Here is a 21,196-nt window from a genome sequence, read left to right as displayed (position 1 = left end):
TCGCACGGTTCCCGGCCGGTGCGTGATGGGCGGAGTGCTTCAGCCGCGGGCGGCGGCACGCCGACGGCTGCGGGTGGCGGTCACCCCGCGGTGGGCCACCGCCACGGACGCCACCTCGGGCGCCCGCGTCACCGGCGGGTGCAGTGCGTACGCCACCTCGAGAGCCAGGGCGAACCCGGCCGCGTCCGTGCCGGCCACCGTGTGCGAGACCTGCTTGATCATGACGTACTCCTTACGAGGGTCGGGGTGTCAGCTGTCGGCGCCGCCGGCCCGCAGGGTGGCCAGGTCGGACTTGACGGTGTTGATCGGGATGGAGAAGCCGAGTCCCGCGCTTCCGGCCGTGGAGGAGTCCGAACCGGCGGAGTACATCGCCGAGTTGATGCCGATGATGTTGCCGTTCATGTCGATGAGCGCGCCGCCGGAGTTGCCCGGGTTGAGGGACGCGTCGGTCTGGATGGCCTTGTACGTCGTCGTGGACGAGCCGGTGTCGCCGTTGAACTGCCGGCCGCCGAACTCGAACGGCCACTGATCGCCGCCGCCCTGGCCCTGGCCCTGACTCTGCCCCTGGCTCTCCTCCGTCGCGACGGTCACGTCCCGGTTCAGGGCCGAGACGATGCCGCTGGTGACGGTGCCGGTCAGGCCCTCGGGGGAGCCGATCGCCACGACCTCGTCGCCGACCTGGACGCCGTCGGAGTTGCCGAGGGTGGCCACGGACAGGCCGGAGGCGTTCTCCAGCTTGATCAGGGCCAGGTCCTTCTTGCTGTCGGTGCCGACGACCTTCGCGGTGTAGGTCTTGCCGTCGCTGGTGCTGACCTTGACGGAGGTGGCGCCGGAGATGACGTGGTTGTTGGTGATGATCTCGCCGTCGCTGGTGATGATCACGCCGGACCCGGTGGATTCACCGGCGTTCGAGGTGGCGTTGATCTCGACGATGCTCGGGCTGACCGCCTTGGCGACCCCGGAGACCGTGCCCTTGGCGGAGGACGGCACCACGCTGGTGCTGGTGCTGCTGGAGGAGGCGACCGTGTCGTTGCCGGTCAGCTCCTGGATGCCGTAGGCGGTGCCGCCTCCTATGGCCGCGGCGACGATCGCGACGGCGGCGAGGAGGGCGAGGGGGCCGCGGGTGCGCTTCTTCGGCGCGGGCTCCGCCGGGATCGCGGTGAGGAGTGCCGTACCACCGCCGTCACCACCGTAGGAGCCGCCGTAGGTGTTGCCGCCGCCGTACGCGGCCTGCGGGGCCGGAGCCGCCGCCTGCGCGGGCTGCATGGGGGGCTGGGCCGGCGGGGGCGGCCACTCGGGGTTCACGGGCGACGAAGCGTGCTGCTGCTGGGCGCCCTGGAGGGGGTTGTCGTACTGCTCGTACTCGCCGTCGCGGCGGAAGCTCTCGGTCATGACAGAAAGCTTGTCCCGCGACCATGAGAGCTCCCTGAGTGCTCCCTGAGAAGCCCGGCAGAACCTCGTATGCCCGATATAAAGGCGCCGCTGGCCTTTGGCGGGAGGTTCTCAGACGCCCTTGAGGGAACTCACTCGCAGCCGCAGGAGCGCCGCACGACCAGCTGCGACGGGAACACCTTCAGCCGCTCGCGACGGGAGCCCGCGACCCGCAGACCGTCGTCCAGCACCAGATCCACCGCGGCCCGGGCCATCGCCGACCGGTCCGACGCCATCGTCGTCATCGGCGGGTCCGCGAGCGCCGCTTCCTTGATGTCGTCGAACCCGATGACGGCCAGCTCCCCCGGCACGTCGATCCGCAGCTCGCGCGCGGCCCGCAGCAGGCCGATCGCCTGGTCGTCGGTGGAGCAGAAGAACGCCGGCGGCCGCTCGGGCCCGGCCAGCACTCCCAGTGCCACCTGGTAGGCGTCGTAACGGTTGTACGGCGCCTCGAAGAGCCGCCCCTCGGTGGAGATCCCGGCCGCGTGCATGGCCCGCCGCCAGCCCTCGACGTGGTCGGAGACCGGGTCGCCGACGGAGGGGGTGTCGGCGGTGCCGCCCATACAGGCGACGTACGCGTAGCCGTGCCCGAGCAGATGCTCGACGGCGTTCTGCGCGCCGGTGACGTCGTCGAGGACGACCGCCACGTCGTCGATCGCCTCCGGTCGTTCGTGCAGCAGTACGACCCGCGCGTCCCATGCGTCGATCTCGGCGGCGGCGTTGTCGTTCAGGGCGTGGGAGACGAGGATCAGCCCCGAGACCCGCATCCCGAGGAACGCCCGCAGATAGTGGACCTCGCGCTCGCCGATGTAGTCGGAGTTCCCGACGAGCACCATTTTTCCGCGCTCGGACGCGGCCTGTTCGACCGCGTGCGCCATCTCCGCGAAGAACGGCTGGCGCGCGTCCGGCACGATCAGGCCTATGAGATCCGTGCGCCGGGACGCCATCGCCTGGGCGACCCGGTCGGGCCGGTAGCCCAGCTCCTTGATCGCGGCGAGGACACGCTCGCGCGTGGCCGGGGCGACCGGCCGGGGTCCGTTGTTGATGACATAACTGACTACGGCGGTGGACGTTCCCGCCAGTCGCGCCACATCATCCCTGGTTACCTTGGCCACGCGCGGAGTCTACGCGGATGGACCAGCTCTGGGCAGGGCGTGCAGGAGCGCCCGTGCCCCCGCGAAGGCCTACCGGTAAGTACGCCTGTGCGGGAGCCATGCCCAGCCGGGAGCCCGCTATGCCTCGGCCGGTACCTCGGAGGCGTCCAGGGCGGCGCTCTCGTCCGTCTCGTCCGGGTTTGCCGGGATCGCGGCACCGGAAGCGGCGGCCTTCGCCTTGGCCTCCTCGCTCGCGGCGGCCCCGCCCTTCTCGGGCGTAACGAATCGATAACCGACGTTGCGGACGGTCCCGATCAGCGACTCGTGCTCGGGGCCGAGCTTCGCGCGCAGCCGTCGTACGTGCACGTCGACCGTGCGGGTGCCGCCGAAGTAGTCGTAGCCCCAGACCTCCTGCAGCAGCTGTGCGCGCGTGAAGACGCGGCCCGGGTGCTGGGCGAGGTACTTCAGGAGCTCGAACTCCTTGAAGGTGAGGTCGAGGACCCGGCCCTTGAGCTTGGCGGAGTAGGTCGCCTCGTCGACCGACAGGTCGCCGTTGCGGATCTCCATGGGGGAGTCGTCGTTGACGATCTGCTGGCGGCCCATGGCGAGACGCAGACGCGCCTCGACCTCGGCAGGGCCGGCGGTGTCGAGAAGGACGTCGTCGATGCCCCAGTCGGCGGTGACGGCGGCGAGGCCGCCCTCGGTGACGACGAGGATGAGGGGACAGCCGGGTCCGGTGGAGCGCAGGAGCTGGCACAGGCTGCGGACCTGGGGCAGATCGCGGCGTCCGTCGATGAGGATGACGTCCGCGCCGGGGGTGTCGACGAGGGCGGGGCCCTCCGCCGGGGCCACACGCACGTTGTGCAGGAGCAGGCCGAGGGCCGGCAGCACCTCCGTCGACGGCTGGAGGGCGTTGGTCAGGAGCAGCAGAGAACTCATAAGTCTGGTTCCTCCTCGGTCCCGCGAGGGTCGTAGCTTTCGTATACGGGAGATCCGAAAGCACAAAAGGACCCGGGGGCTGCGTTGCCCGAGTCCTCTTCCGAGGAGAATAGCCCACATGAGCATGGATCCGGCAGGTCGTGTGGCGCGTTCCACGGAGCGTCCGCACTCTGAGACGCGCAGAACTGCACCTATACGGACGTTTCTGTGCACTGCCGATGGCGTGACGATCGATTCCGTATACGATCCGCCGGCCGCCGTATACGACGCTTCCGCGTCACCTTCCCGTATCCCGGTGTTCGTGGTCGCGCACGGTTTCACCGGCGATGTGGATCGTCCTCATGTTCGCCGGGTGGTCGAGGCGTTCACGCGGTACGGGGCCGTGGTCACGTTCTCCTTCCGCGGCCACGGAGCCTCCGGCGGGCGTTCCACGGTCGGCGACCGCGAGGTGCTGGATCTGGCCGCCGCGGTGGCGTGGGCGCGCGGACTCGGCCACACGCGTGTGGCGACCGTCGGCTTCTCGATGGGCGGTTCTGTGGTGCTGCGGCACGCGGCGCTGTACCGGCCGGACGGCGGTCCGGGCGGCGGTCCGGACGGGCCGGGGCGCGAAGGGCACACGGACGCGTACGCGGACGCGGTGGTTTCGGTCAGTGCACCGGCCCGCTGGTACTACCGGGGTACGGCCCCTATGCGAAAGCTCCACTGGCTGGTGACCCGCCCCGCGGGCCGCGTGGTGGGCCGCTACGGATTCCGTACCCGCATCCACGACCGCGAGTGGGACCCGGTCCCCCTCTCCCCGGTCGAGGCGGTCCCGAGGATCGCCCCCACCCCCCTGCTGATCGTGCACGGCGACCGCGACGGCTACTTCCCCCTCGACCACCCCCGGATGCTTGCGGAGGCCGCCGGCGGCCACGCCGAACTGTGGATCGAGCCCATGGGTCACGCCGAGCACGCGGCCGACGACGAGCTGCTGGGCCGGATCGGGGACTGGGCTGTCACAGCGGCCGGTTAGCCTGGCCCCTGTACACCACCGATCGATTGAGGAAGCGGATGCCAAAGGTCACGGTGCGCTACTGGGCCGCCGCGAAGGCCGCGGCCGGTCTCGCCGAGGAGCCGTTCGACGCGGCCACGCTCGCCGAGGCGCTGGACGCGGCGCGCGAGCGACACCCCGGCGAACTCGTGCGCGTCCTGCGGCGATGCTCGTTCCTCGTCGACGGTGACCCCGTGGGCACCCGCGGACATGAGACGGTACGGCTGGCCGACGGCGGCACGGTCGAGGTGCTTCCGCCGTTCGCAGGAGGGTGACGATGACGAACCAGCCGTACGAGGGCTACGACCAGTACCCGCAGCAGGGCTGGCCGGCCCACGCCCAGCAGGGCTACGACGAGCAGCAGGCCGCCCAGCAGTACACCCAGCAGTGGCAGGGCCAGACCTGGGAGACCCAGGTCCACGCACCGCTCCCGGCCCCCACGGACCCGGCGTACGCCCAGCAGCAGCCGCAGGTCCCCGAGCCCACGCCCGGCGACGGCTACGGCCCCGCCACCGTCGCCGGGAACCCCCGGGTCACGGACGCCCAGCGGGCCCGTCTCGAAGGCCGCTCACCGGTCATCGAGCCCGGCATGCAGCCGGCGGCGCTCACCGCGCTCCTCGGACTGCTGCTCGCCGGAACGGCGGCCGTCGGGTCGTACGCCCTTCTGATCCCCCTCGTCGCCCTCCAGGCCGTCACCGCGGCCGGCTGGTTCCGGCTGAACGGCATGTGGCCGGCCCGGCAGGGCATCGCGCTGGCGTTCCTCGGAGCGCTGGCGGCGGACGCGGTGCTGCTCGTCGCGGGCCGGTCGAACGGGCCCGCGGCGATCCTCGGCACGCTCGGCGTCTGGGTCCTGCTCAGCCTGGTCCTCCAGCTCCGCTCGCACGCCGACGCCGACGAGCGGATGTACGGCCTGATGGCGACCGTCGCCTCGGCGGCACTCGCCATCGTCGCGACCGGATACCTCGCGGCCGACCGCGACGCGGTCTCCGTGGGCGCGGCCGCCGTCGCCGTCGCCGTCCTGGCCCGCGCGCTGCCGCTGCCGACCCCGGCCTCCGTGGTGGTCTCCCTGCTCGCCGCGGCGGGCGCGGGCATCGCGGTCGGCGGGATGACGGGCCTCGGCGCGAAGGGCGCGCTGCTCGGCGCGGGCGCCGCGGTGTGCGCCCTGATCGGCCACCGCGTCGCGAGCTACGACTACCCGTCCCGCTTCGTCCACTTCACAGCAGGCGTGGCCCTGCCCCTGTCCGCGGCGGCCCCGGCGGTGTATGTGCTGGGGCGGGCGATCGGCTGAGGCCAGGGGGCTCCGCCCCCTGGACCCCCGCTCCTCGAACGCCGGAGGGGCTGGAGGGTGCGAGTTACTGCCGCCGCTTCTTCCCGTCCAGTTCGTCCCACCAGTCGTCGGACTTCGGGTCGCCGGAGGGGTCGTCCCACCAGCGGTCGTCGGGGCCGCGGCGGTTGGCGGCCATCGCGGCGAGCGGGGGGATCACCATGGCCACCACGCACATGCCCACGGCCACCGGCATCGACCAGAGCCGTACGACTCCCCAGGCCAGGACGAACAGCCCGATGCAGGTGCCCATCATGGCGAAGTAGACGTGACGCCGTCGTGCCAGCATGAGTCCAGCGTAGGCCCGGAAAGGCCGGAGGGCCGTACCCCAGGACAGGGGTACGGCCCTCCGGTCGAGCTGGATGCCTCAGACCGCGATCGCGACCTCGGCAAGGCCGCCCTGCTGGGCGACGACCGTGCGGTCCGCGGTGCCGCCCGGAACCAGGGCGCGGACGGTCCAGGTGCCCTCGGCCGCGTAGAAGCGGAACTGGCCCGTCGCGGAGGTCGGGACCTCCGCCGTGAACTCGCCGGTCGAGTCCAGGAGGCGGACGTAGCCCACCACAGGCTCGCCGTCACGCGTCACCTGTCCCTGGATCGTGGTCTCACCGGGCTTGATCGTCGAGGCGTCCGGGCCGCCGGCCTTCGCTCCACACATGTCTTCTCCAAAAGAGGGGTCTGACCGGAAGGAAGGCCGGTCGGGTGGGACTTGAGGGTCTTACTTGTTGGCGCCGAGCTCGATCGGGACGCCGACGAGGCTGCCGTACTCGGTCCAGGAGCCGTCGTAGTTCTTGACGTTCTCGACACCGAGCAGCTCGTGCAGCACGAACCAGGTCAGGGCCGAGCGCTCACCGATGCGGCAGTACGCGATGGTGTCCTTGGCGAGGTCGACCTGCTCCTCGGCGTAGAGCTCCTTGAGCTCGTCGTCCGACTTGAAGGTGCCGTCGTCGTTCGCGTTCTTCGACCACGGGATGTTGCGGGCGGACGGGACGTGGCCCGGACGCTGCGACTGCTCCTGCGGCAGGTGGGCGGGGGCCAGGAGCTTCCCGCTGAACTCGTCGGGCGAGCGGACGTCGACCAGGTTCTGCGAACCGATGGCCGCCACCACGTCGTCACGGAACGCGCGGATGGACTTGTTCTGCGGCTTGGCCTTGTAGTCGGTCGTGGCGCGCTCGGGCACGTCCTCGACCAGCTCGCGGGCGTCCAGCTCCCACTTCTTGCGGCCGCCGTCGAGAAGCTTGACGTTCTCGTGGCCGTACAGCTTGAAGTACCAGTAGGCGTAGGACGCGAACCAGTTGTTGTTGCCGCCGTAGAGGACCACCAGCGTGTCGTTGGCGATGCCCTTCGCCGACAGGAGCTTCTCGAAGCCCTCCTGGTCGATGAAGTCGCGGCGGACCGGGTCCTGCAGGTCCGTGGTCCAGTCGATGCGGATCGCGTTCTTGATGTGGTTCTTCTCGTAGGCGGACGTGTCCTCGTCCACCTCCACGATCGCGATGTCGGCGTTGTCGAGGTTGGCCTCGACCCAGTCAGCGTCGACCAGGACGTCGCTGCGGCTCATGCTCTTTCTCCTCCGGGGCAGTTGCGGCGGGGCGTGCGGAAGGGTGCGCGGGGCGCACGGATGCCTGGGAGTCCAGGGCGGGGGATGCGGAGGCCGGTGCCGTCCGCTCAGAAGGGGCGACAGAGCATGGCGGCGACGCGGCACAGGTCTACTGCCCGCCGCTTCGTGAGATCCGCCTGTCGCTTCATAGTGGTCGATCGTAGGGACGGACATACCGGCATGTCACCGGTGTGTCGCATGCTGAGACGCGATCGTCCGGGATGTGGGATCAAAAAGCCGCCCGGGCCGTGTCCCCACGGTTCCCGGGCGGATGTACTCGTCATCACATCTACGGGGCGGACGTCACCGTCTCGCCTGTCGGACCTACGGCGTCCGGCCCGACGCTCGTCCTACCCTGCCAGCTTGACGTTCGAACCCCGCACCGTGATCTCCACACCGTTCGCACCCGCCTCGACCTTGTCGAGCTTGATGCCGCCGGGCAGACCCTCGATCTTCTGGTCGAAGTCGGTGATCGAACGGACGTCGGTGTCGGCGAGGGTGATGTTGCCGAAGCTGGGGATCGAGTCGGCGCGCACCCGGACGGTGTCCCCGTCGACGACGGAGACGGTGCCGAGCACCGAGACGGGCTGCTTCAGGGCGCTCACCTCGATGTCGACCTTGATCTTGCCGTTGCCGCCGTCGGACAGGCCGACGACCCTGGCGGTGACACCCAGCGGAAGCTGCGTCTCCTGGGACTTGGCGGCCTTCAGCAGCTGGTCGTAGGCGATGCTCGCGGTGCCGGACGCGGTGGAGGCGGTGGCGGAGCTGTAGTCGCCGGAGAACGCGACGCCCTCCATGGCGGCGTTCAGGTCGTCGATACGGATCGTGCCGCCGCTGGTACCGGTGTCCGCGTCGTAGTCCTTCATGCCGACCTCGACGTCGTCGAGTTCCCCGCCCGCGACCTGGGTCAGGAACGGGAACCCCTTGATGTCCACGCTCGGCGTCGTCGTCAGCCCCTCCTGCGTCTTCAGCCGGTCCGCCACCTCGCCCTCCGCGAAGTGGACCGCCAGACGGTCGGCGGCGACGAACAGCCCGCCGAGAATCACGGTGATGATCAGAAGTATTCGCAGGGCGCGCATGCGGTGGGTCCCCCAGGGGCGGCGGTCTTGTCGACGGACGGGTGGCCTTGCAGCGTGAGACTAACCCCGCCGGGTAAGGGACCCCGCGAATTGTCGATCAGCTGTGACAGGAGGTGCGGGCCCGGTGTCCGCGAGACTCTCCACCGTGGTGCTCGACGCGCGGGACGCGCACGAGCTCGCCGGGTTCTACCGGCGCCTGCTCGGATACGTCGTCCGCAGCGAGGAGCCGAACTGGGTACTCATCGGTCCGCCGGCCGGCACCGAGGGCACGTCCCTGTCGTTCGAGACCGAACCCGCGTACGTCCCGCCGGTCTGGCCCACCCGCGACCCCGGTGACCAGCAGATGATGCTGCACCTGGACATCGAGGTCGATGACCTGGAATCCGAGACCGCGCGGGCGCTGGCCGAGGGGGCGCGGCTCGCCGAGTACCAGCCCCAGGACGACGTCTGCGTGCTCTACGACCCGTCCGGGCACCCCTTCTGCCTCTGGACCCGGACGCCTCAGTAGACGAGCGCCTGCGTCCCGTCGGCGAGTGCCTCCTGTACGAACACCTGCGCCCCGGCGATCCGTACGCCCTCGATGACGTCCTTCTCCGTGATGTCCCGGCGGGCCGCGCACTGGGTGCACAGGGTGAGCCGGCCGCCCGCGATGATCGACTCGAGCAGATCGGGCAGCGGGGCCGCGTGCGGCAGTTCGAACTCGGCGGCCCGGCCCGGCAGGGCGAACCACGCGGACTCCCCGGTCAGCCACAGCGAGACGTCGACCCCGCTGGCCACGGCCACCGCCGCCACCGTGAACGCCTGCGAACAGCGCTCGGGGGCATCGGCACCGGCGGTCACCTTGATCACGAGCTTCTTCGCCATGCGGGCAGCGTAGTGCGTACGGCGTCGAAATCCCGGCCGGCGGGTGTCGGTCCGCGCTGACGGGGCCCGGGTCGTGAGCGTTGCCGATGTGGCCTGATCGTGATCAACCTGCCGTACAACTCTGGGCGTTGACCAGGAGTCTCTTGTGGAGCGCGCATACGGAATGCGCGCTTCACGCCTTGTGAGGGACCCATTGGAAGTGCCCGAAGAGACAGCCGGTGTGCGCCGCCGGGGTCGTACGACACTGCTGATCGCCGCCGCGGCCGTACTCGGTGTCGTCGCCGGGAGCTGTACCGGCTACCTGATCCAGGCAGACCGGGAGCCGACGAAGCTCGCCTCGCTCTCCCAGCCGACGCTCACCCAGGCCAAGGGCCCGGCGCCGGAACCGCTGCCCGCTTCCCAGGACCGCCGGGTGACGACCGACGGTGACCTGCGCAAGCTGCTGCTGAAGAAGCCGGCCGGAGCCAAGGACGGCGCCTGGGTGACCGCCGACCGCTGGATGACGCTGGCCGAGACGGCGGAGACGTACGACGGACCGGACAAGGCGTTCAGCTCCCTCATCTCCCAGGAGTTCCGCCGCGCGGCCGACACGGGCTGGCAGATCGGCAGCACCTACAACGTCGAGATCCGCCTCGTCCAGTTCCGGCAGGAGGAGGAGCTGGAGGCCTCCGACGCGGTCGACAACGAGAACGAGTTCGAGGACTCCGAGGCCGGCACCAAAAGCTGGTCGGTGCCGGGGGACGTGAGCGCCATGGCGTACGTCCACACGAAGCCGGAGACCAAGGCGGGCTACCTGCCGGAGTACAAGGCCGAGGCCGTCGCCCGGCGGGGGGACGTCTTCATGAAGATCTTCGTCTGGGACACCAAGCCCATTCCGAAGGCGAAGATCATGGATCTGGCCGAGCGGCAGGTGAAGAAGCTGTGAGCGAGAACCAGAACGAGCACGAGAACGAGAACCAGCAGGTGGGTGACGTCGGCCCCGCCGAGCTCCCCGCCTCCAGCGAGCCCATCGACTCCGTCGAGCCCGTGACGCCCGCGAAGAAGCCGGTCCGCCGTGGCCGTATCGCCACGGTGGCCGGGTCCGTGGCGCTGGCCCTGGCGGTCGTCGCGGGCGTCGGCTGGACCGCGGTCACCGTCGACGGCGCCGACCGCGACGCGGGCGACCCCGTGTGGGAGTTCCCCAAGGCCGGTGCCGACGAGGCGAAGGCCGCGCCGGCGACGGGGCTGTCGGCGATGCTCGTGCCGTACGACGCCGGCGGGTGGAGCCGGGGGCCCGACATCGGGGAGTACGGGAACGACGTCCAGCTCGACGGTGACCAGGCCACCGCCCTGCGCAAGGAGTCGCTGAACGGTCTGCCCCGCAGCCGGCGCAAGGCGCTGGAGAAGCAGATCGACAAGCAGCGCCTCACGGGAATCGCGATGCGCAGCTACCTCAGCACCGACGAGCTCGCCCCCGTCTACACGGACGAGGCCTCCGCGGTGACCATCCAGCTGATGCAGCTGGACAACAAGGCGGCGGCGCGGGGGATCGCGGAGTTCCAGAACGAGTTCTTCGACGCGTTCGACTCCGCCCTGCGTGACGGGCCCCGCATCGAGGGCCACAAGGACGCCCGCTGCTTCCTGCTGCCGAACGACGCCGACGTGAAGCTGGACACGATGTACTGCTCCGCGCTGCAGGGCAACGTCCTGGTCAGTCTCACCGCGGACAGCGGGAAACCGATGCGGCAGAAGGGCATCGCGATGCTCATGGGCAAGCAGCTCGACCGCATAGCGGAGCCGGGGGAGTCGGTATGACCGAGCGGACAGAAGAGAAGACCGACCAGCCCGAGAGCTCCGGCCTGCCCGAGCAGAGCGCGCCGCAGGAGCCGGCACTCGCCCCCGCCCCCAAGGACCGCCGCGTCCTGCGGGCGACCCTGCGCTGGACCGCCGCCGTGCTCACCTTCGCGGTGGTCGGGGCGGGGACGGCGTACGGGATCACGGGGATGGCGCGGACGGATGTACCGGGGCTGTCGACGGAGTCGGACGGGCGGTGGGATTACCCGACGCTGACGAAGCCGCCGTTGCCCTCCGGCAGCCCGGGACCGCTCGCCAAGGACAACAAGGCCGGCAGCCACTACGCCGACCTGCGTTCCCTGCTGCTGCCCGCGCCCAAGGGGGCGACCCTCGACAAGGCGCTGCGCGGAACCGACGGCTGGCTGCCGACGAAGGTCCTCCTCGCGGAGTACGCGCAGAAGGCGGACCGCGAGGAGCTGGGGCAGAAGCTCTCCGACAACGGTCTGCGGCACATCGCGGCCCGCGGCTGGACCACCCCCGACGGCACGCGCACCCGGATCTACCTGCTGCAGTTCGACACCGCCGCAGTCGTCGACGACCTGTGGAGCGGGGGCATCGTCCAGCTCGGCGGTCCCGGCTACGACCTGCGCGGCGCCCCCGACTCGACCGCCGACGACGAGTTCCCGACCGCGGCCCGGATCGAGGACATCAGCGCCGCCGCCTACGCCGAGTCCAAGCCGTACGGCACCGAGCAGGTCCGCCATGCCTACCTGGGCGCCGGCGACGTCCTCGCCCTGGTCGTCCAGTCCCGCAAGGGCTCAGCGAACCCCGTCCCCTTCCACCAGACGATGACCCTCCAGAGCCAGCTGCTGGACTGAGGAGACCTCGCACGGTTCCCCGGGTCCCGGCCGCGTAAGCTGGGGCCCGGCCCTGTGTACATGTACCGCACCACGCTCATCCGAGGAGCACCCCGTGGAGATCTTCTTCGAAGCCCTGCTGGTCCTGGTCTGCGTCGGCGTTCTCGCCTTCGCCGGACTGACCGTGAAGAAGCTGTACCAGGGCCAGCGCTGACCCCCGTCGAGGAACTGCCACTCATGATCGAGATCCCGTCCGACCTCCACAAGGACCTCCTCCCGCTCGCCTTCCTGCTCGGCAACTGGGCGGGCGCGGGCGTGCACGACTTTCCGGGCTCGGAGAAGTGCAACTTCGGCCAGGAGGTGACCTTCGGCCATGACGGCCGGGACTTCCTGGAGTACCGCTCCCACACCTGGGTGCTGGACAACGACGGCAACAAGATCCGCCCGCTGGAGACCGAGCACGGCTTCTGGCGCATCGACGCCGACCGCAAGGTCGAGGTGACGATGGTCCGCGACGACGGCGTCGTCGAGATCTGGTACGGCGAGCTGGCCAAGCAGAAGCCGCAGATCGACCTGGTGACGGACGCGGTGGCCCGTACGGCCGCCTCCGGCCCGTACAACGGCGGCAAGCGGCTGTACGGCTACGTCAAGAGCGACCTCATGTGGGTCGGCGAGAAGCAGACCCCCGAGGTCGAGCTGCGTCCCTACATGTCGGCGCACCTGAAGAAGGTCGTCACCCCGGAGGAGGTCGAACGCTGGGCGAAGGCCCTCCCGGACGACATGCCGGACGACGGGATCGCGTTCTTCAAGTAGTTCTAGACTTCCCGGTGTGGTGAGCACCGATTGGAAGAGCGACCTCAGGCAGCGCGGCTACCGGCTGACGCCGCAGCGTCAGCTTGTCCTCGAAGCTGTGGACACCCTGGAACACGCGACCCCCGACGACATCCTCATCGAGGTGAGGAAGACCGCGTCGGGGGTCAACATCTCGACGGTCTACCGGACGCTGGAGCTCCTGGAGGAGCTCGAGCTGGTCAGCCACGCCCATCTCGGGCACGGGGCGCCGACCTACCACCTCGCCGACCGCCACCACCACATCCACCTGGTCTGCCGCGACTGCCAGAACGTCATCGAGGCGGACGTGAAGGTGGCCGCCGAGTTCACCGCGAAGCTGCGTGACACCTTCGGTTTCGAGACCGACATGAAGCACTTCGCGATCTTCGGCCGCTGCAAGGACTGTTCTCTCAAGGCTTCAACTACCGAGTCGTAGGCTGGACACATGAAGAGCCCCCTGCTGTCCCTGCCCGGCGCCGTCCCCGCCGAGGGCGTGGACGAAGGCGTGGCCGCGCACTACGGCGACCTGTTCCGCGAACAGCGCGCCCTCGCCGCCGGCACCGGTTTCGTCGACCTCTCGCACCGCGGGGTCGTGTCCGTCAGCGGTGACGACCGTCTCAGCTGGCTGCACCTGCTGCTCACCCAGCACGTCAGCGACCTCCCCACCGGCCAGGCCACCGAGGCGCTGGTCCTCTCCGCACACGGCCACATCGAACACGCCCTGTACCTGGTGGACGACGGCACCACGGTCTGGGCGCACGTCGAGCCCGGCACCCAGGGCGCGCTGATCGCCTACCTGGAGTCGATGAAGTTCTTCTACCGGGTCGAAGTCGCCGACCGCACCGACGAGTTCGCGGTCGTGCACCTGCCGGCCGGTTCGATCGCGGAGGTACCGGAGGGCGCCGCCGTACGCGAGATGCCGTACGGTCGTGATCTCTTCCTGCCGCGCGCCGACCTGGAGTCGTTCGCCGGGAAGTCGGGTCCCGCGGCCGGTCTGCTCGCCTATGAGGCGCTGCGTGTCGAGCACCACCGCCCGCGTCTCGGCTTCGAGACCGACCACCGCACCATTCCGCACGAACTGGGCTGGATCGGTACGGCCGTTCACCTCCAGAAGGGCTGCTACCGGGGGCAGGAGACCGTCGCCCGCGTCCAGAACCTGGGCAAGCCTCCGCGGCGCCTGGTCTTCCTGCACCTGGACGGCAGCGAGGTGCACCTGCCGCCCGCCGGGACCGACATCCGCCTCGCGGACGAAGGGCCCGACGGCCGCAAGATCGGTTTCGTGACGACGTCCGTACGGCACCACGAGCTCGGCCCGGTGGCGCTCGCCCTGGTCAAGCGGAACGTACCGCCGGACGCGCGGCTCGTCGTCGACACGACGGCCGCGGCGCAGGAAGTGGTCGTGGAGCCGTAGTGGCGCCGTAGTACGCGGTCACGTGCCGGAGCAGTTCTCGCCGCCCTGGTCGAGCGTCACCCACACCGAGTCCTGGTGGACCGTGTCGGTGCCCGGCGGGAGGCGGGTGCCGACCAGGCCCGCCACGTCCGCGCCCGGGTCCGCCGGGACCAGTTGGACGCCGCCGTAGGTCCTGGCGCCGAGCAGGTAGTCGGAGGTGGCGTCAGGGACGAGTACCGCGGCGATCTCGAAGCTCGCCCCCCGTTGCGCCGGGAAGTCGCCGATCTGCGGGCAGGCGTCCCAACTCGACGGACCGGCAGCCCCGTTGCCCTGCCTGACGATGTGGGCCCGGCCCAGCAGGTACAGAGCGGCCTCGCCCTTTTTGTGGCTGACCAGCCACAGGCTGTGATGCGGCGGGATCACCGCGACGCCGTAGACCTTCTGGTGGTGCTGGACCGAGGCGGCCTGCTGCGGGTACCGGATCTCGACGGAGGCCGTGCGGGCGGCGGACGGCGACGGCGGCACCGTCGGCTTCTCCTCGTCGGCTGCTCCGCCGAGGCCGGCGAGCGCGGAGACCACCGCCGCGATTCCGGTCAGACCGCCGAGAGCGGTGATCAGGAAACCGGTCAGCAGTACCGTGCGCGGGATGCTCTGCGGTCCTGACAACGTTTCCCGGCCGGCGTCGGAAGGTGCGTCGGGGTCGTGGGCGTGGTCGTGTTCCTGAGGTTCCTGGGGTTCCTGTGACGTGATGTGTGTACGCATGCCGTGTCCTGACTTTCCCCGTCGTGAGCGCCCCGCCCCCCGTGCGGGGCGCTCTCCATGTCCAGGGTGGGCCCTTCCGGGAAACACAGGGCGTGTATGCCGTTGACAACCCATAATTTGGCAACGGGCAGCGATCGTACGGACACGGGGAGCAAGTGTTCGGCGAACGAGGTGACGACATGCCCCGGGGGAGGCGCCATGACACCGGAAGAGGAATTCGCCGAGGCGCTGCGCATGCGCAGAAAGGCCGCCGGACTCTCGCTCGGCGACCTCTCACGGCTCGTCAACTACAGCAAGAGCTATCTCAGCAGAGTGGAGAACGGCGGCCGGCCGCCCGGCCCCGCCCTGGCCCAGGAGTGCGACACCGCCCTGCACGCCGAGGGCGAGCTGCTGGGGCTGCTGCCGGAGCGAGCTGATCGGGTTGAGCGGACTGACCGGGTTGAGCGGTCCAAGCGGCCCAGTCGGACTGGTCGCGCTGATCCAGTGAAGCGGCCCGCCGCCGACCCGGCCGACCTCGCCACCGGCGACGGATTCGGCGCCGAGTTCGACCAGTTGATCCGGCGCGGTGACGCCCGCCATCTCCTCGGCGACATGTACGAGGCCGGCCGCCTCTACCTCGCGGCCTACCGGGCCGCCGGGGGCGACGACCTGGCCCGGGCCCACGCCGTGGTGCGGTGCGCCCGCCGCTGGTCGGACCCGGGCCAGGTCGACCGGGACCTCCTCGCGCGCATCGACGAGAGCCTGCAGGCGCTGGCCGGCCGCGAGGACCTCCCGGCGGTGGAGCTGCGACTGCGCCTGACCGCGCACCGCGCCAAGAAGCTGGTCATGGGCGTCGGCGACGACACCGCGGTCCCCGGGGCCGAGCCCGGCACCAGTGTGGGGCGGGCCCGCGGAGTCCTCAGGGAGCTGCGGGACCGACTGCCGGGCATCAGCGCGGAGACCCACTGCGAGGTCCTCACCGAATGCCGGTGGGCCCTCTACGACTTCGCCCCCGCCGGCGAACTCCTCGCGCTGTCGGCCGAGTTACGGGACGTGGCCACCCGCTCCCGTTCGATGTACTTCATGGGCGAGGCCCTCGTCGCCCTCGCCATCGACCAGTTGCGGGTGGGCCGCGTGACCGCCGCCGACGCGACCGTACGACGCCATCGCGAACACGCCGCCCACCGGCACAGTACGCTCGCGCGCTGGCAACAGGGCACGCTGGACGCTCTGATGAACCTGTGGCAGGGCGAGTTCGCCGCCGCCGAGGAATGGATACTCGGCGAGTCCAGGACGATCGCCGAGGCCATGGAGACCGACCTTTCGGTGCCCGCCGACACCCTCAGCCAGACCTGCCTCGGCCAGGCCTACTGGCTCCGGCACGAACAGGGCCGGATGGCGGACCTGTTCGGCTCCCCGCTCATGTCCGGCGTCCGGCGCCGCGACTACTTCCCGGTGTGGCGGGCGGGCCTCGCCCTCGCCCTGTGCGAGACCGGCCGTCACGAGCAGGCGGCCGACCAGGTGCTGTCCTTCGCCGCGGACACCGGGGGGTTCACCAGGTTCCCGCCGAGCGGCTGGGCCCTGCCCACGGCGGCCGTACTCGCCCAGACCTGCGCGGAGTTGGCCGCGCGGGACGTACGCCTTCAGGAGTTGCTGCCGTACGTCCCACCCCTGCGCGCCCTCCTGGACGCACACCCCGGTGACCTCGTGCTCGCGGGCTGGCCGACCGTCCTGCTGGGGCCCGCCGCACGCTTCAGCGGACTGCTGGCGCTGGTCGCGGGGGAGCCGGAGACCGCGCTCGGGCACCTGCGCCGCGCGGTGCGGCTGGCCCAGCACTCGCCGGCGCAGATGGCGCGCCTGCGCCTCGACGAGGCCCGCGCGCGGCTGCGGGCGGACTCCGTCGCGGTACGGGCCGGTGCTCGCGGCCTGGCCAGGACCGCGCTCACCACGGCCGGGGAGCTCGGCATGGCGGCGGTGGCCCGGGACTGCCGGGAGTTCCTGCTCACCTGCCCGGAAGAGGGGTGACGGGTGACACCCCCGGCCGGGCCGTGACGCGTCACATCTCCAGAAGCACCGTGAAGGGACCGTCGTTCGTCAGGGACACCCGCATCTGGGCGCCGAAGCGTCCGGTGGCCACCGTCGCCCCCAGTGCGCGCAGTTGGGCGACGACCTCCTCGACGAGGGGCTCGGCGACATCGCCGGGGGCGGCGGCGTTCCAGGTCGGGCGGCGGCCCTTGCGGGCGTCGCCGTACAGCGTGAACTGGCTGATCACGAGCAGCGGGGCGTCGATGTCGCTGCACGACCTCTCGTCGTGCAGCATGCGTACCGACCAGAGTTTGCGGGCCAGTTGGGCCGCCTTCTCCTTGGTGTCCTCGTGGGTGACCCCGACCAGGACACACAGTCCCTCGCCGCTGATCTCCCCGACCGTCTCACCGTCGACGACGACGCTCGCGCCGTCCACCCTCTGCACCACTGCACGCATACGACCATCATGCCGGGCCCGCGGAACGGTACTGCGCGCGGGTTCGTTTCTGATCCTTAACCCCCCATCTGGGGCTGTTCAGGGCCGTTCGGGGGCACTCGGTCACATAGCGGCCACTTGGGGTGGCACGATGCTTCCACACGCCGGTCGAGGGGACGATAGAGGCGCATGAGCACACCGAGTACCGGGCAGCATTCCGGGCCCGTCCGCGGGGCAGGCCCCGAGACACCGCGATCGCAGGGCGCTGCCCGCGGGGCGAACCCGGAGTCCCCCCGACCACCCGCGCAGCGAACGGACAGCCACCTGCTGCCCTCGGAGCCGCCCGAGCACGCCCTCCCCACGCTGAGCCTGCCCGAACTGCGCACCCTGCGCCGGGACGCCCAGCGGGACGAGGCGGACCTCAGCTATGTCCGACGGCTGCTGCAGGGCCGTATCGACATCCTCCGCGCCGAACTGGCACGCCGTTCCCCGACGGGGGCGGGGGCCTTTCCCGACGCCGGCGAGGGGCCGGTCGTCGCGCGGCTCCCGGAGATCCTCACCGACGCCCCCGCCCGCCACCGTTCCTCGGCCCGCCACGTCACGCTGGGCACGCCGTACAGCGAGGAGTACCGGCTGCTGGCCGCGGAGATGCTCGCCGAGGTCGAACTGTCGGACCTCGACGCACGGACCGACCTGGAGCTGAACACCGCGATGGGGCGACTCGTGCGGTACGAGCAGCAGGTGTCCGGGCGACGCCAGCGGCTGCAGCGGACGGCGGACGAGTGCAGCGGGGAGATCACCCGGCGGTACCGGGAGGGGGAGGCGCAGGTGGAGGACCTGCTGACGTAGGGCGGCGAACGGGGCGACTCCAGCGCCGGGAATGTGCTGACCCCGGCGCAGGCAATCCGATGGCCACAGCGCCGGGAGCGAGCCGTCCACAGCGCTGCCAACGAGGCGGCGGGCGCGGCGGACGAGGCACCCGTAGCGCCGAAAACGAGGCGACACCTCACCCTCGCCGACCTACCGTGACCCCATGAGCGACCGAGCCGACATCGACGTCCGTCCAATCACCGAGGCCGAGTTTCCCGAGTGGCTTCGGGCGGTGCACGCCGGATTTCTGCGGGGACCGGTCGTTTCGGAGGCGGAACTGGAGGCGCGGAGGGGGCAGTTCGAGCCCGGTCGGTACCTCGGTGCCTTCGAGGGGGATCGCTGTGTGGCGACCTTCCGGTCCTTCGCGCAGGAGGTCACGGCGGTGGGCGGCGGGTTCGTGGCCGCCGACGCGATCACCGGTGTCACCGTGACCGCCACCCATCGTCGGCGCGGTCTGCTCACCCGCATGATGAACGGCGACCTCGCCGTCGCGAAGGAGCGCGGGGACATCGTGGCGACGCTGATCGCCGCCGAGTACCGGATCTACGGCCGCTACGGCTTCGGCCCCGCCACCTCGGCCGCCGAGTGGACGGTCGACATACCCCGTACCGGCCTCGACCGGCGTGGGCCGGACCTGCGGGACGGCGGCCGTATCGACCTGGTGGGCCCCGACGACGTACGCAAGCTCGCCCCCGAACTGCACGACCGGATGCGCCGGGTCACGCCGGGCGCCGTCAGCCGCGGTGACTGGTTCTGGCAGATCGAGACGGGGGTCCTGCGTGTCGACCCGAAGTGGACCGAGCCGTACTTCGCGGTGTACCGGGCGGCGGACGGGACCGTCGAGGGGCTGGTGGCGTACGAGGTGGACGACAAGTGGGGTGACGCCAAGCAGCCGTTGAACACGGCGAGTGTGCGGGGGACGCTCACCTCGACGCCGGCCGCAGAGCGGGCCCTGTGGCACTACCTGTGCTCGATCGACTGGGTCACGCAGGTCAAGAGCGGCCCGCTCGCTCCCGACGCCCTGCTCCCGCACCTCCTGCCCGACGCGCGCGCGGCCAGGATCACCACGCAGGCGGACTGGCTGTGGGTGCGGCTCCTGGACGTCGTACGGGCGCTGGAGGCGCGGACCTACGAGGCCGAGGGCGTGCTGGTGCTGGAGGTCGTGGACCGGGCCGGACTGGCCGGTGGCCGGTACCGGCTGGACGCCTCGCCCGACGGGGCCTCCTGCACGCCGACGACGGAGAGCGCCGATCTCACGCTGGACGTGGGGGAGTTGGCGGCGCTCTGGCTCGGTGACGAGTCGGCGGTGCGGCTGGTGGCGCTCGGGCGGGTGCGGGAAGAACAAGCGGGCGCCGGCCGGAAGGCCGACGCCCTGCTGCGTACATCCAGGCGTCCTTGGTGCCCGGACATGTTCTGAGGTCTCCTTCCTGCCGACGACGGCTGACTGTTCATCCGTAGCGGTGCTGTTCAGTTGTGACTGTGCTGGTGAAGCTCTTCGGTTGTCGGTGTTCAGTTGTGGCTGTGCAGACCGACCGGGCTCCCGGCTCCCCTCCGGAAGGGAGCCCGATCAGCCGGATTCCGGGCCCGACGGGGCGGGCGTCATCCGGGCATCATCCGGACTGGGCGAGCAGCATCACGAGGATGACCGCCCCGATGCCACCGATCGCGACGTTCTTGGACTTGATGCCGGCGGTCAGTGCGACGAGCGCGACGATGCCCATCGCACCCCACTTCCACTGGACGAGTGCCTCGAAGCCGACTGCGAGGGCGGCGATGGCGACAGCGACGAACGGCATGACGGTCCCCCCTTCGGGACGGTGGCCCCTGTCGGCCGCCGAGTTGGCCAACCCTGGGAAGGTTTGACCATGTTTCTCAAGGTTGCTCAAGTTGGCGACCAACTTCACTGTACTTATCTCCGCTTGGATGCGGCTCATAACCACCTTCCGGTGAACTGCCCAAAGATGGCGAGAAGTTGTAGTGTTTGGCCGTGGACCCGACACACACCTCCGTCAATGGACGGAAGAGGTCACAGCGGCCACATACGTCACACGAGGTGGCCGACGAACTCCGCGCCCGGATCCGGTCCGGCACGCTGCGGCCAGGTCAGCGCATGCCCACGCAGGCGCGGCTGGCCGACGAGTTCGGCGTCGAGCGCGGGGTCGTACGGCAGGCGCTGCACCTGCTGCAGGCGGAACACCTGCTCACCAACGTGTCCAAGGGAAGCCCGGCGACCGTCGCCCCCGACCTGGGCGTCCATCGGGCGCTCACCGGCCCCGCGGCCACGCCGCAGCCCACGACGGTCGCCCTCGGCCCCCGGATCGCCTCCGCCTTCGCGGCCCCGCACGTCGAGATAGAGGCACTGTGCCTGACGTCGGTGTCCCTCAACCTCGCCATCGGCGAGGGGCTGCGCCAGATCCACGCCGGACGGCTGAATCCGGCCAAGATCGACGTGCGTGTCCTGCTGCCGGGCCGGGACATCGACCTCGCCTTCCCGGTTCCGGTCGAGGGCCGCACCGACGACGGCCCGGTCCACGAGCGCTGGCTGGCCCAGCGCAACGCCCAGGGCCAGGTCCTGAGGCACAACCTGCTCGCGCTGCGCGCCACGCACGGCATCGACGTACACGTCTCCTTCCGCGCCCTGCCCTTCACGCCACCGGTGAAGCTCTACCTGCTCAACGGCGAGGAGGCGCTCTTCGCCTACTACACGCTGTCGCGCAGCAAGGCGGAGATCGACCACGAGCCCATGGAGCTCTACGACTCCGCCGGCACGCAGTCGATGCTGTTCGCCTTCGAGCAGGGCGCCGGCCTGCGGGACACGACCTTCGTGGAGCAGTCCCACCTCTGGTTCAACGCACTGTGGGAGACGATCAGTTCGGAGTTGGAACTCACGAACTGATGTCTCCCACACCGGCTGACGG

At 70.5% G+C, this 21,196-nt stretch carries 26 protein-coding genes; 14 read left to right on the top strand and 12 right to left on the bottom strand.

Features of this window, described 5'->3' with window-relative positions; all coding sequences use genetic code 11:
• Positions 1 to 39: 39 nt before the first annotated feature.
• The 4 genes from ACFYRX_RS40670 to ACFYRX_RS40655 all read right to left on the bottom strand — a co-directional run bounded on the left by ACFYRX_RS40670 (position 40) and on the right by ACFYRX_RS40655 (position 3,464).
• Positions 40 to 222 carry a hypothetical protein gene (locus tag ACFYRX_RS40670; protein ID WP_389111652.1) on the bottom strand — a complete coding sequence of 61 codons (183 nt, stop codon included), beginning with the start codon at positions 220 to 222 and terminating at the stop codon, positions 40 to 42.
• Between the two features lie 27 nt (positions 223 to 249).
• Complete coding sequence (locus ACFYRX_RS40665; RefSeq protein ID WP_389111649.1) at positions 250 to 1,392, bottom strand: S1C family serine protease; 1,143 nt, start codon at positions 1,390 to 1,392, stop codon at positions 250 to 252.
• A gap of 131 nt (positions 1,393 to 1,523) precedes the next feature.
• Positions 1,524 to 2,546 carry a LacI family DNA-binding transcriptional regulator gene (locus tag ACFYRX_RS40660; protein ID WP_389111646.1) on the bottom strand — a complete coding sequence of 341 codons (1,023 nt, stop codon included), beginning with the start codon at positions 2,544 to 2,546 and terminating at the stop codon, positions 1,524 to 1,526.
• 117 nt (positions 2,547 to 2,663) lie between these two features.
• Positions 2,664 to 3,464 carry a response regulator transcription factor gene (locus tag ACFYRX_RS40655; RefSeq protein ID WP_389111643.1) on the bottom strand — a complete coding sequence of 267 codons (801 nt, stop codon included), beginning with the start codon at positions 3,462 to 3,464 and terminating at the stop codon, positions 2,664 to 2,666.
• Positions 3,465 to 3,582: 118 nt separating this feature from the next.
• Between ACFYRX_RS40655 and ACFYRX_RS40650 the strand changes: the two genes are divergently transcribed.
• Genes ACFYRX_RS40650 through ACFYRX_RS40640 form a run of 3 tightly spaced genes read left to right on the top strand, consistent with a single transcriptional unit; the run spans position 3,583 to position 5,782 of the window.
• Positions 3,583 to 4,476 carry an alpha/beta hydrolase gene (locus ACFYRX_RS40650; protein WP_389111641.1) on the top strand — a complete coding sequence of 298 codons (894 nt, stop codon included), beginning with the start codon at positions 3,583 to 3,585 and terminating at the stop codon, positions 4,474 to 4,476.
• A 38-nt stretch (positions 4,477 to 4,514) separates the two neighbouring features.
• Positions 4,515 to 4,769 carry a MoaD/ThiS family protein gene (locus ACFYRX_RS40645; protein ID WP_123761663.1) on the top strand — a complete coding sequence of 85 codons (255 nt, stop codon included), beginning with the start codon at positions 4,515 to 4,517 and terminating at the stop codon, positions 4,767 to 4,769.
• 2 nt (positions 4,770 to 4,771) lie between these two features.
• The gene (locus tag ACFYRX_RS40640) at positions 4,772 to 5,782 is read left to right on the top strand and encodes a hypothetical protein (protein WP_389111638.1); all 1,011 of its coding nucleotides are present in this window, start codon (positions 4,772 to 4,774) and stop codon (positions 5,780 to 5,782) included.
• A gap of 64 nt (positions 5,783 to 5,846) precedes the next feature.
• Here the strand turns inward: ACFYRX_RS40640 and ACFYRX_RS40635 are convergent, their stop codons facing one another.
• The 4 genes from ACFYRX_RS40635 to ACFYRX_RS40620 form a co-directional block, all read right to left on the bottom strand.
• On the bottom strand, positions 5,847 to 6,107 hold the full coding sequence (locus ACFYRX_RS40635; RefSeq protein ID WP_389111636.1) for a DUF3099 domain-containing protein: 261 nt from the start codon (positions 6,105 to 6,107) through the stop codon (positions 5,847 to 5,849).
• Positions 6,108 to 6,185: 78 nt separating this feature from the next.
• A complete protein-coding gene (locus ACFYRX_RS40630; RefSeq protein WP_007382995.1) occupies positions 6,186 to 6,473 on the bottom strand; it encodes a DUF1416 domain-containing protein in 288 nt (95 codons plus the stop codon).
• Positions 6,474 to 6,533: 60 nt separating this feature from the next.
• Positions 6,534 to 7,373, bottom strand: coding sequence for a sulfurtransferase (locus tag ACFYRX_RS40625; RefSeq protein WP_389111633.1), 840 nt, complete (start codon positions 7,371 to 7,373; stop codon positions 6,534 to 6,536).
• A 389-nt stretch (positions 7,374 to 7,762) separates the two neighbouring features.
• Positions 7,763 to 8,491, bottom strand: coding sequence for a DUF2993 domain-containing protein (locus ACFYRX_RS40620; protein WP_389111630.1), 729 nt, complete (start codon positions 8,489 to 8,491; stop codon positions 7,763 to 7,765).
• Positions 8,492 to 8,615: 124 nt separating this feature from the next.
• On the opposite strand from ACFYRX_RS40620, the gene ACFYRX_RS40615 reads away from it, so the two are divergent.
• The gene (locus tag ACFYRX_RS40615) at positions 8,616 to 8,999 is read left to right on the top strand and encodes a VOC family protein (RefSeq protein WP_389111627.1); all 384 of its coding nucleotides are present in this window, start codon (positions 8,616 to 8,618) and stop codon (positions 8,997 to 8,999) included.
• Here ACFYRX_RS40615 and ACFYRX_RS40610 read toward each other — a convergent pair.
• The gene (locus ACFYRX_RS40610; protein WP_389111624.1) at positions 8,993 to 9,355 is read right to left on the bottom strand and encodes a DsrE family protein; all 363 of its coding nucleotides are present in this window, start codon (positions 9,353 to 9,355) and stop codon (positions 8,993 to 8,995) included. The two genes, ACFYRX_RS40615 and ACFYRX_RS40610, sit on opposite strands and share 7 nt — an antisense overlap.
• A gap of 199 nt (positions 9,356 to 9,554) precedes the next feature.
• On the opposite strand from ACFYRX_RS40610, the gene ACFYRX_RS40605 reads away from it, so the two are divergent.
• The 6 genes from ACFYRX_RS40605 to ACFYRX_RS40580 all read left to right on the top strand — a co-directional run bounded on the left by ACFYRX_RS40605 (position 9,555) and on the right by ACFYRX_RS40580 (position 14,227).
• Complete coding sequence (locus ACFYRX_RS40605) at positions 9,555 to 10,280, top strand: hypothetical protein (RefSeq protein WP_389111621.1); 726 nt, start codon at positions 9,555 to 9,557, stop codon at positions 10,278 to 10,280.
• Positions 10,277 to 11,149 carry a hypothetical protein gene (locus ACFYRX_RS40600; RefSeq protein ID WP_389111619.1) on the top strand — a complete coding sequence of 291 codons (873 nt, stop codon included), beginning with the start codon at positions 10,277 to 10,279 and terminating at the stop codon, positions 11,147 to 11,149. The genes ACFYRX_RS40605 and ACFYRX_RS40600 overlap by 4 nt, the downstream gene beginning before the upstream one ends.
• Positions 11,146 to 12,006, top strand: coding sequence for a hypothetical protein (locus ACFYRX_RS40595; RefSeq protein ID WP_389111617.1), 861 nt, complete (start codon positions 11,146 to 11,148; stop codon positions 12,004 to 12,006). The genes ACFYRX_RS40600 and ACFYRX_RS40595 overlap by 4 nt, the downstream gene beginning before the upstream one ends.
• Before the next feature lie 216 nt (positions 12,007 to 12,222).
• Entirely contained in the window at positions 12,223 to 12,798 is a 576-nt protein-coding gene (locus tag ACFYRX_RS40590; RefSeq protein ID WP_389111614.1) for an FABP family protein, read from the top strand.
• Between the two features lie 16 nt (positions 12,799 to 12,814).
• Positions 12,815 to 13,252 (top strand): Fur family transcriptional regulator, encoded by a 438-nt coding sequence (locus ACFYRX_RS40585; protein ID WP_389111611.1) that lies wholly within the window; start codon positions 12,815 to 12,817, stop codon positions 13,250 to 13,252.
• A 9-nt stretch (positions 13,253 to 13,261) separates the two neighbouring features.
• Entirely contained in the window at positions 13,262 to 14,227 is a 966-nt protein-coding gene (locus tag ACFYRX_RS40580; RefSeq protein WP_389111608.1) for a YgfZ/GcvT domain-containing protein, read from the top strand.
• Between the two features lie 18 nt (positions 14,228 to 14,245).
• Here the strand turns inward: ACFYRX_RS40580 and ACFYRX_RS40575 are convergent, their stop codons facing one another.
• Entirely contained in the window at positions 14,246 to 14,968 is a 723-nt protein-coding gene (locus ACFYRX_RS40575; protein WP_389111606.1) for a hypothetical protein, read from the bottom strand.
• 198 nt (positions 14,969 to 15,166) lie between these two features.
• On the opposite strand from ACFYRX_RS40575, the gene ACFYRX_RS40570 reads away from it, so the two are divergent.
• Positions 15,167 to 16,972, top strand: a complete 1,806-nt coding sequence (locus tag ACFYRX_RS40570) for a helix-turn-helix domain-containing protein (protein WP_389111603.1) — start codon at positions 15,167 to 15,169, stop codon at positions 16,970 to 16,972.
• A gap of 31 nt (positions 16,973 to 17,003) precedes the next feature.
• Here ACFYRX_RS40570 and dtd read toward each other — a convergent pair whose 3' ends face one another.
• On the bottom strand, positions 17,004 to 17,429 hold the full coding sequence (dtd, locus tag ACFYRX_RS40565) for a D-aminoacyl-tRNA deacylase (protein ID WP_389111600.1): 426 nt from the start codon (positions 17,427 to 17,429) through the stop codon (positions 17,004 to 17,006).
• A 168-nt stretch (positions 17,430 to 17,597) separates the two neighbouring features.
• Between dtd and ACFYRX_RS40560 the strand changes: the two genes are divergently transcribed.
• Both ACFYRX_RS40560 and ACFYRX_RS40555 read left to right on the top strand, forming a co-directional pair.
• Positions 17,598 to 18,257 carry an aerial mycelium formation protein gene (locus tag ACFYRX_RS40560; protein WP_389111598.1) on the top strand — a complete coding sequence of 220 codons (660 nt, stop codon included), beginning with the start codon at positions 17,598 to 17,600 and terminating at the stop codon, positions 18,255 to 18,257.
• 184 nt (positions 18,258 to 18,441) lie between these two features.
• On the top strand, positions 18,442 to 19,695 hold the full coding sequence (locus ACFYRX_RS40555) for a GNAT family N-acetyltransferase (RefSeq protein WP_389111596.1): 1,254 nt from the start codon (positions 18,442 to 18,444) through the stop codon (positions 19,693 to 19,695).
• 193 nt (positions 19,696 to 19,888) lie between these two features.
• Here the strand turns inward: ACFYRX_RS40555 and ACFYRX_RS40550 are convergent, their stop codons facing one another.
• Positions 19,889 to 20,074: a hypothetical protein gene (locus ACFYRX_RS40550; RefSeq protein ID WP_389111594.1), complete on the bottom strand. Its 186-nt coding sequence runs from the start codon at positions 20,072 to 20,074 to the stop codon at positions 19,889 to 19,891.
• Between the two features lie 185 nt (positions 20,075 to 20,259).
• On the opposite strand from ACFYRX_RS40550, the gene ACFYRX_RS40545 reads away from it, so the two are divergent.
• Positions 20,260 to 21,174, top strand: coding sequence for a winged helix-turn-helix domain-containing protein (locus ACFYRX_RS40545; RefSeq protein ID WP_389111591.1), 915 nt, complete (start codon positions 20,260 to 20,262; stop codon positions 21,172 to 21,174).
• The last annotated feature ends 22 nt before the right edge of the window (positions 21,175 to 21,196 follow it).

It is taken from the genome of Streptomyces sp. NPDC005374 (genome assembly GCF_042872225.1).
Classification (GTDB): Bacteria; Actinomycetota; Actinomycetes; order Streptomycetales; family Streptomycetaceae; genus Streptomyces.
Note: the sequence above shows the minus strand (reverse complement) of the source record. Positions and strands in the feature narration are given on the sequence as shown.

Excerpts from the sequence above, each read along its gene's own strand:
- ACFYRX_RS40670 (WP_389111652.1), bottom strand. The coding sequence starts at position 222 with ATGATCAAGCAGGTCTCGCACACGGTGGCCGGCACGGACGCGGCCGGG.
- ACFYRX_RS40665 (WP_389111649.1), bottom strand. The coding sequence starts at position 1,392 with ATGACCGAGAGCTTCCGCCGCGACGGCGAGTACGAGCAGTACGACAAC.
- ACFYRX_RS40655 (WP_389111643.1), bottom strand. The coding sequence starts at position 3,464 with ATGAGTTCTCTGCTGCTCCTGACCAACGCCCTCCAGCCGTCGACGGAG.
- ACFYRX_RS40650 (WP_389111641.1), top strand. The coding sequence starts at position 3,583 with ATGAGCATGGATCCGGCAGGTCGTGTGGCGCGTTCCACGGAGCGTCCG.
- ACFYRX_RS40645 (WP_123761663.1), top strand. The coding sequence starts at position 4,515 with ATGCCAAAGGTCACGGTGCGCTACTGGGCCGCCGCGAAGGCCGCGGCC.
- ACFYRX_RS40640 (WP_389111638.1), top strand. The coding sequence starts at position 4,772 with ATGACGAACCAGCCGTACGAGGGCTACGACCAGTACCCGCAGCAGGGC.
- ACFYRX_RS40635 (WP_389111636.1), bottom strand. The coding sequence starts at position 6,107 with ATGCTGGCACGACGGCGTCACGTCTACTTCGCCATGATGGGCACCTGC.
- ACFYRX_RS40630 (WP_007382995.1), bottom strand. The coding sequence starts at position 6,473 with ATGTGTGGAGCGAAGGCCGGCGGCCCGGACGCCTCGACGATCAAGCCC.
- ACFYRX_RS40625 (WP_389111633.1), bottom strand. The coding sequence starts at position 7,373 with ATGAGCCGCAGCGACGTCCTGGTCGACGCTGACTGGGTCGAGGCCAAC.
- ACFYRX_RS40620 (WP_389111630.1), bottom strand. The coding sequence starts at position 8,491 with ATGCGCGCCCTGCGAATACTTCTGATCATCACCGTGATTCTCGGCGGG.
- ACFYRX_RS40610 (WP_389111624.1), bottom strand. The coding sequence starts at position 9,355 with ATGGCGAAGAAGCTCGTGATCAAGGTGACCGCCGGTGCCGATGCCCCC.
- ACFYRX_RS40595 (WP_389111617.1), top strand. The coding sequence starts at position 11,146 with ATGACCGAGCGGACAGAAGAGAAGACCGACCAGCCCGAGAGCTCCGGC.
- ACFYRX_RS40590 (WP_389111614.1), top strand. The coding sequence starts at position 12,223 with ATGATCGAGATCCCGTCCGACCTCCACAAGGACCTCCTCCCGCTCGCC.
- ACFYRX_RS40580 (WP_389111608.1), top strand. The coding sequence starts at position 13,262 with ATGAAGAGCCCCCTGCTGTCCCTGCCCGGCGCCGTCCCCGCCGAGGGC.
- ACFYRX_RS40575 (WP_389111606.1), bottom strand. The coding sequence starts at position 14,968 with ATGCGTACACACATCACGTCACAGGAACCCCAGGAACCTCAGGAACAC.
- ACFYRX_RS40570 (WP_389111603.1), top strand. The coding sequence starts at position 15,167 with ATGACACCGGAAGAGGAATTCGCCGAGGCGCTGCGCATGCGCAGAAAG.
- dtd (WP_389111600.1), bottom strand. The coding sequence starts at position 17,429 with ATGCGTGCAGTGGTGCAGAGGGTGGACGGCGCGAGCGTCGTCGTCGAC.
- ACFYRX_RS40560 (WP_389111598.1), top strand. The coding sequence starts at position 17,598 with ATGAGCACACCGAGTACCGGGCAGCATTCCGGGCCCGTCCGCGGGGCA.
- ACFYRX_RS40555 (WP_389111596.1), top strand. The coding sequence starts at position 18,442 with ATGAGCGACCGAGCCGACATCGACGTCCGTCCAATCACCGAGGCCGAG.
- ACFYRX_RS40550 (WP_389111594.1), bottom strand. The coding sequence starts at position 20,074 with ATGCCGTTCGTCGCTGTCGCCATCGCCGCCCTCGCAGTCGGCTTCGAG.